Consider the following 6724-nt stretch of genomic DNA (forward strand, 5'->3'; position numbering starts at 1 on the left):
GGCATTGCTTCCGGCCGGCCCTGGCCTCGCGACGCCATCGAGGGGCCTTGCCCTTCCGCCCGATGGCAGCCGCTATCCTCCCTTCATCTTCGCCTGGTAGGCCGGCAGGTGTTTCTCCTGCGCCTTGATCAGCTGCTCGCGATAGGCGCCGTAGATGATGTCGGTGTCGTGCAGCGTCACGCCCTCGATCGTCGGCGAGGCGAAGACCGGCAGCTCGATGCCGCGATTGGCGAGCGCCTGCGCGGTGCGGGCGATCAGCTCATGCATCATGATCATCGCCAGCACGGTGGATGACCCGGAGACCGGGCGGCTCCATCCCTCGATCGGCACGATCGCGTCCTCGATCGGGGCGCAGGTGTCGATCACCATGTCGGCGGCATCGGCGAGCCGCTTGCCCGAGGAATGGGTCGCCGGCTTGTCGAGGTTGTTCCTGCTCGTCACCGCGACGACGAAGATGCCCCGCTCCTTGGCATAGAGCGCCGTGTCGATGCCGGAGGCGTTGCGGCCGCTATGGCCGAAGATGACGATCGAGTCGCCGGCATTCAGCGGCTGCTGGTCGAGGTATTTCTCGGCGTATTTCTCGGTCCGCTCGAGCCACAGCAGCTCGCGGACGCCGCCCGGCCCGAGCACGTTGTGCCACATCACCCGCGGGTCGGTCAGCGGGTTGAAGCCGATATAGCTGCCATAGCGCGGGAAGGCCTCCTGGCAGGGCAGCACCGAATGGCCCGAGCCGTAGAGATGGATCAGGCCGCCATTCTCCAGAGTGTCGGCAAGCCGCGCGGAGACCGCCTCGAAAGCTTCGGCATTGACGCTCGATGCCTTGGCGATCAATTCGACAAGGCGGCCGGTATAGAGGTCAGACACTTGGATTCTCCTGTTGGACTGGAATGGATCATGAACGGAGCGTCGCGCGGATCTCGTAGAGATCGCCGCGCATCAGCGAGATGGTGAATTCGAAGGGGCCGTCGTCGTCGGAACTGACCCGCTCGATGACGAAGGCCGGAGACCCCGCGGCGACTTCGAGAAGCGGCGCATGGTCCTCGTCGACCAGCGTCACGCGATAGACCTCGTGCGCCTCGTCCGGCGTGATACCGTAGCGCGCCTTGAGCAGCGCGTAGAGCGACCCCTCCAACGGCGCATCGTCGAGGAAGCCGGGGATTCGGTCCGCCGGGATATGGGTCGTCTGTACGCCGATCGCCTCGCTGCCGCCCATGCGCAGCCGGCGGATACGGACGACCGGCGCGCCTTCCTCGATCGCCAGCGCGGCGGCGATATCGGCCTTGGCCGGAACGGTCTCGGCCGCCAGCACCCGCGAATCGGCGACGAGGCCAAGCCGCGACATCTCGGCGGTGAAGCTGGTCAGGTCGCGCGTACCGGCGCTGACCGCGGCGGCGCTCCGCACGAAGGTCCCCCGGCCATGCTCGCGCCGCAGCAGCCCCGATTCCTCGAGGTTGCGGATCGCGTGGCGCACGGTGATGCGGCTGACGCCGAGCATGTCGCAGAGGCGGTCCTCGGCCGGGATGCGGCTGCCGGTCGGCCATTCGCCGCTCTCGATCCTTTCGCGGATCGCCTGCTCGACCTGGTGCCACAGCGGCTCCGGCTTCCGCCGGTCCAGTTGCGGAAGGCTCGTTTCGGTCATCGGATCCTCCACCATTCGCGTCCCGCCGCTCCGGCGACCGCGGCGCCGACGATGCCGGCCCGGCTGCCGAAGGTGCCAACCCGGATTTCGGGATCGCGGAGATGGCGCGGCAGATGGCGCGATGCGGCCGCCCGAATTTTCGGGACGAGGACGTCGGCCGCCTCCGCGACGCCGCCGGCAAGCAGCACCGCCTCGGGATCGAGGAGCGCGACGGCCGAGGCGATCGCCGCGCCGAGCGCGGCCGCCGGGCCGTCGAGGGCCTCGAGCGCCGCCGCGTTGCCGTTCCGCGCCGCCTGCATCAATGCTGCGCCATCGGCGAGCCCGAGCTCCCCGGCGAGCGCGTCGAGGGCGCGGCCGGCGGCGGCCCGCTCCAGCCAGCCGCTGCGGTCCTCGCCCGCGTCATCGGGATCGGCGGTCGCCCAGCCATAGGAACAGGCGCCGCCATGGGCGCCGCGCACGATCCGTCCTTCGGCCAGCACCGCCGAGCCGATCCCGGTGCCGACCGCCAGCAGCACGGCGTTGCGCAGCATCGCCGCCGCGCCATGCGCCGCCTCGGCGACGAGGGCGAACTGGGCGTCGTTGCCGACCGCCACCGTGAGGTCGGGCACCAGCTCCGCCAGGTCGACGCCGTCGAGCCATGGGAGGTTCGGTATCCACCGGCAGCGGCTGCCTTCGACGAGGCCCGGCACCGCGATCCCGAGCCCGGCGACCGGTCCGGCCTCGGCGCGCAGCGCGCCGAGCTTCGCGGCGAAGGCGTCGAGGCCCTCCGGGGCCGGCCAGGAACCGAGCTCCTCGATATCGACGGGGCCAACGGCATCGGCGAGCGCCGCGCGAAGCCGCGTCCCGCCAAGGTCGATGGCCAGCACCCGGCTCATCCCTTGACCCCCGCGCTCACCATGCTGGCGACGAAGAAGCGCTGCAGGAAGGCGAAGAGCACCAGCGGCGGCAGCACCGCCATGGTCGCGCCGGCCATCACCAGGCCGGTATTCATCGCGCCGCGATTGTAGCTGAGCAGCCGCGACAGCGAGAGGACGATCGGATAGGCGTCGCCATTGCCCTGCAGGATGGTCAGCGGCCAGAGATAGCTGTTCCAGTGATAGACAAAGGCGAAGAGCGCCAGGGCGGCGATCGCCGGGGCGATGGCCGGCGCGACGATCTGGAAGACGATCCTGAGCTCAGAAGCGCCGTCGATCCGCGCCGCCTCGATCAGCTCGTCCGGAACGCCGATGATGAACTGGCGGAGCAGGAAGATGCCGAAGGCATTGGCGAGGTTCGGAACGATGACGCCGGCGAGGCTGCCGTCGAGCCCGATCGAGGAGACCAGCCGGTAGAGCGGGATCAGCGTCACGATCGGCGGCAGGAACATGGTGGCGATCATCAGGCCGAAGATCAGCCCGCGCCCCGCAAACCGGTACTTGGCGAAGGCGTAGCCGGCCATCAGGCTGGTGACGATGATGCCGCCGGTGGTGAGCGTCGCGATGATCGCCGAATTGAGGAAGGAGCGCCCGGCGGTGATCACGCCCGAGACCTCGTCATAGGCGTCGAGCGACGGCGTCGCCGGGAACCACACCGGCGGCGTCTGCATCGTCTCGGCCGGCGTCTTGAGGCTCGACAGCACCATCCAGGCCAGTGGGAAGGCGGCGGCGACGGCAACGACGATGATCAGCAGGACCAGCGCCGCTTCCGACCATCCGAAGGGACGCTCGGGACGGACGAGGCGCCGCGCGGCGCCGGCGGTGGTGGCAGCCGCGGCGATCATTCGTCGTTGGTCCTCCGGGCCAGGGCGAAGAGCGCCACGACGGTGACCACGAGGGTCAGCAGCAGCATCACCGCCATGGCCGACCCGAGCCCGCCCTGGGCCCGCTCGATGCCGACCCGGCGGATATGGAAGGTCAGCACATTGGTCGAGCCGACCGGCCCGCCCTGGGTGATCAGCACCACCGGCTCGAAGACCTGCACCGCGTTGATCAGGCAGATGACGGCGGAAAAGAGCAGCGCCCGCTTCAGGAGCGGCAGGGTGATCCGCCAGAAGGTCTGCCATGGATTGGCGCCGTCGACCTTGGCGGCGTCGTAGACCACTTCCGGAATCTGCGTCAGCCCGGCGACGATCAGCACGGTGAAGTAGCCGACCTGCTGCCAGACGTTGAGATAGACCAGCGACTGCAGCGCGGTGTCGGGAGACGACAGCCACGACTGCGGCCCGATGCCGATCCAGCCGAGCATCTGGTTGAACGGTCCCTCGGTCGGCGAATAGAGCTTCGACCACACCAGCGCCACCGCGATCGACGGCACCATATAGGTCGAGAAGAGGATGGTCCGCAGCACCTCCCCGCCCCGGACGCGGGTCTGGTAGACGAGCAGCCCGAACAGCACCGAAAGCGGCAGGATGATCGCGATCGACAGGCCCGAATAGACCGCGGTGTTGACGAAGGCGCGGCGGAAATCGCGTCCGACCGACGTCGGCCCGAACAGGTCCTCGAAATTCCGGAGGCCGACGAAGCTCGCGGTATCGAAGCCGGTCTGGGTCGACCATTGGTGGACGGAAAGCCATAGCGTCAGCGCGATCGGCACCATGATGAAGACGAGGATCAGGGCGCCGCTTGGCCCGAGAAGCCCGACGATGGGAAGGTATCGGCGCATGCGGTCCCGTCTTCGAGGAAGGCGGCCGGCGGGTCACCGCCGGCCGGATTTGCGTTATCGCCTCAGCGCGCCGCGCGCTCGAGGATCTCGACCGCGTCGGCCTGGGCGCTGGACTGGGCATCCGCGGCAGACGCCTGGCCGAACTGGATCGCCTCGAGCTGCATCTGCAGCGCCTCGGTGAATTCCTGCCCGCCGAGCACGACCGGGAAGGGCCGCGCATCGGCGAGGACATCGACATAGCCGGCGAGGAACGGCGTGGCGAGCCGATCGCCGAAGGCGGCGACGTCGGACGTCCGCGACGGCAGGATGCCCATCGAGACGAGGATGTCGCCCATGGCGCTCGCGCCATCGGGGCCCGATTCCAGCCCGTTCAGCCAGTCGAGGAAGCCGAAGGCAGCGGCCTTCTCGGCATCCGAGGCGTTGGCGTTGACGATCGTCATCCACGAATAGGAGATCGACCGCGGCTTGTCGCCCGAGGGCCCGACCGGGATCGGCGCCGTGGCGATGTCGGAGAAATTGTCGCCCATGCCGGCCTTCAGCGCGCTTTCCCACCAGTTGGCCATGATGATCATGCCGGTCTTGCCCGAGACGAAGTTGTCGAGGAAGGGGCCGGTGGTGTTGGCGTCGGCGGTCGCCATATGCGGGTTGGAATAGCCCTCCTTGATCAGCTTCTCATAGAGCTCGAAGGTCTGGGTCGCCGGTTCGCTGTCGAGGGCCGGCTTGCCGTCGGCGATCAGCTCGCCGCCGTTCGAGGCGAGCAGCGAGGCGAAGGGATGCACGACGCCCGCCGCCCAGGAGTTGATCATGCCGAAGCCCTGCTGGGTGGTCGTGTCGCCGTCCTTCTTGGTCAGCTTGGCGGCGGCGTCGAGGAACGCGTCCCAGGTCTTGGGCGGCGCGGCGATCCCGGCTTCCTCGAACAGCTTCTTGTTGTAGTTCAGGGCATAGACGTCGATCTCGTTCGGGAAGCCATAGAGCGTTCCCCCGACGCTCGCCGCGGCGACGACGCCAGCCGGCCAGGCTTCCCTGACGCCGCTCGCCATCGTGTCCGGCACCGGCGCGACGAGGCCGTCGCGCACAAGCTCGGGGAGCCAGAGATCGTAGATGCCGGCGATGGTGGCGCCGCCCGCGCCGCCGCCCTGCGAGCGAAGGGTGGTGAGCAGGTCGCCGAACGGCACCGCCCGTACCGCCACCGAGACGTCGGGATTGGCTTCCTTGTACTTTTCGGCGGCGGCCTCGAGCTTGGCGACGGTCTCCGGCGGCCAGTGGGTCAGAAACGAGATGGTTACCGGTTCAGCCAGGGCAGTCCCCGCGAAGAGCAGGGTTGCCGCGGCGACGGCGGCTCCTGTGAAGGTACGGGCACGCATTTCAGATCTCCCTCAGGGTCGAAATTGACATAATGACGTTATAACGACATATCGTTCTACGCAAGCCGTTCGGTTTAGGCGGCGAAGGTCGCGGATTTCGCGCGCCAGGAGCGACCCTTGGCGCGCGGTCGGTCTGCCGGAGGGGGCGGCGATGACGTCTGATGAGATCCAGATGGGCACATTCGGCACCGGGCCTCCAGGAGGCGCGGTGCCGGAGATATTGACCGGGCCGCTACAGGTCGAAGTCTCCGCCCGTTACCTTCGTCACATGCAGGAGCTGGAGCGAGAAGTCCGCTTTGCCGTTGCCGTCGACGTCGGCGGAAATGATGACGTTGCCCTTCTTCACGTCATAGCGAAGCTCGCCTTCCTTGCCATGGAAGCCTTTCTTGCCGATGAACTTGAAGGGATCGTCGACGACGCTGCTCGTCTTGGCGTCGATCGCGGAAAGGTCGATGGTATCGGCCTTGGTGAAATCGAAGACCTTGTCCCGCTGGGGGCCTTTCGGTCCGGAATCGGCAATGTCCGTGAAGCCGAAGGTGTCCTTGCCCTTGCCCCCGAACTGCTTGTCCTTGCCGAGCCCTGCGACCAGCGTATCGTTGCCCTTGTCGCCATAGACCTTGTCTTTTCCGGCACGGGCGAAAATGACGTCGTTGCCCTTGTCGCCGAACATCTTGTCCTTGTCGTTTTCGCCGAGCATCTGGTCGGCTTTCTTCGTGCCGACGAATGTCTTGGTCGGGGTGCCGGTTATCGTGGTGACGATGATTGCCGTCGAAAAGCCGCCATGCCCGTCGCTCATCGTGTAGGGCACGTTGAATGTGACGCTCTCGCCAGCGGCAAGGAACTTGAAATAGGGATTGAAATCGACCGTCACGCTGTCCGGCTTGAAGCTCGCGCTCCCTGGCGACTGCGGCACATACTCGGGTGGCAGCACCGTTCCGGGGCCCGCCGCCGCCGCGCCGATCGCGCCGACCGCCGTCACCGCGAAGACGTCTTTGATGTCGGGATCGTCGTCGTTGGCCAGCACCCCGCCGTGCTTGAAGGAGCCTATCTCGTCGGTGACGTTGATCTTGTCGTTGGCGGC

The 6724-nt window shown here is 67.5% G+C and carries 7 protein-coding genes; all 7 read right to left on the minus strand.

All coding sequences use genetic code 11. From position 1 onward, the window contains the following. Positions 1-72: 72 nt before the first annotated feature. The gene (locus KDJ86_RS18470; protein ID WP_291749244.1) at positions 73-864 is read right to left on the minus strand and encodes a sugar isomerase domain-containing protein; all 792 of its coding nucleotides are present in this window, start codon (positions 862-864) and stop codon (positions 73-75) included. A gap of 28 nt (positions 865-892) precedes the next feature. Then, a complete protein-coding gene (locus KDJ86_RS18475) occupies positions 893-1639 on the minus strand; it encodes a GntR family transcriptional regulator (RefSeq protein WP_291749246.1) in 747 nt (248 codons plus the stop codon). Beyond that, entirely contained in the window at positions 1636-2514 is an 879-nt protein-coding gene (locus KDJ86_RS18480) for an ROK family protein (RefSeq protein ID WP_291749249.1), read from the minus strand. The genes KDJ86_RS18475 and KDJ86_RS18480 overlap by 4 nt, the downstream gene beginning before the upstream one ends. Continuing rightward, on the minus strand, positions 2511-3398 hold the full coding sequence (locus KDJ86_RS18485) for a carbohydrate ABC transporter permease (RefSeq protein WP_291749251.1): 888 nt from the start codon (positions 3396-3398) through the stop codon (positions 2511-2513). The genes KDJ86_RS18480 and KDJ86_RS18485 overlap by 4 nt, the downstream gene beginning before the upstream one ends. Further along, positions 3395-4279 (minus strand): carbohydrate ABC transporter permease, encoded by an 885-nt coding sequence (locus tag KDJ86_RS18490; protein WP_291749254.1) that lies wholly within the window; start codon positions 4277-4279, stop codon positions 3395-3397. The genes KDJ86_RS18485 and KDJ86_RS18490 overlap by 4 nt, the downstream gene beginning before the upstream one ends. A 62-nt stretch (positions 4280-4341) precedes the next feature. Beyond that, positions 4342-5643, minus strand: a complete 1302-nt coding sequence (locus tag KDJ86_RS18495; RefSeq protein WP_291749257.1) for an ABC transporter substrate-binding protein — start codon at positions 5641-5643, stop codon at positions 4342-4344. Positions 5644-5875: 232 nt separating this feature from the next. Beyond that, positions 5876-6724 (minus strand): calcium-binding protein (locus tag KDJ86_RS18500; protein ID WP_367116849.1); only part of this gene is annotated, 849 nt, incomplete at its 5' end.

Origin of the sequence: Bauldia sp. (assembly GCF_020442045.1) — a bacterium.
GTDB lineage: Bacteria > Pseudomonadota > Alphaproteobacteria > Rhizobiales > Kaistiaceae > Bauldia.

Excerpts from the sequence above, each read along its gene's own strand:
- KDJ86_RS18485 (WP_291749251.1), bottom strand. The coding sequence starts at position 3,398 with ATGATCGCCGCGGCTGCCACCACCGCCGGCGCCGCGCGGCGCCTCGTC.
- KDJ86_RS18490 (WP_291749254.1), bottom strand. The coding sequence starts at position 4,279 with ATGCGCCGATACCTTCCCATCGTCGGGCTTCTCGGGCCAAGCGGCGCC.
- KDJ86_RS18475 (WP_291749246.1), bottom strand. The coding sequence starts at position 1,639 with ATGACCGAAACGAGCCTTCCGCAACTGGACCGGCGGAAGCCGGAGCCG.
- KDJ86_RS18495 (WP_291749257.1), bottom strand. The coding sequence starts at position 5,643 with ATGCGTGCCCGTACCTTCACAGGAGCCGCCGTCGCCGCGGCAACCCTG.
- KDJ86_RS18480 (WP_291749249.1), bottom strand. The coding sequence starts at position 2,514 with ATGAGCCGGGTGCTGGCCATCGACCTTGGCGGGACGCGGCTTCGCGCG.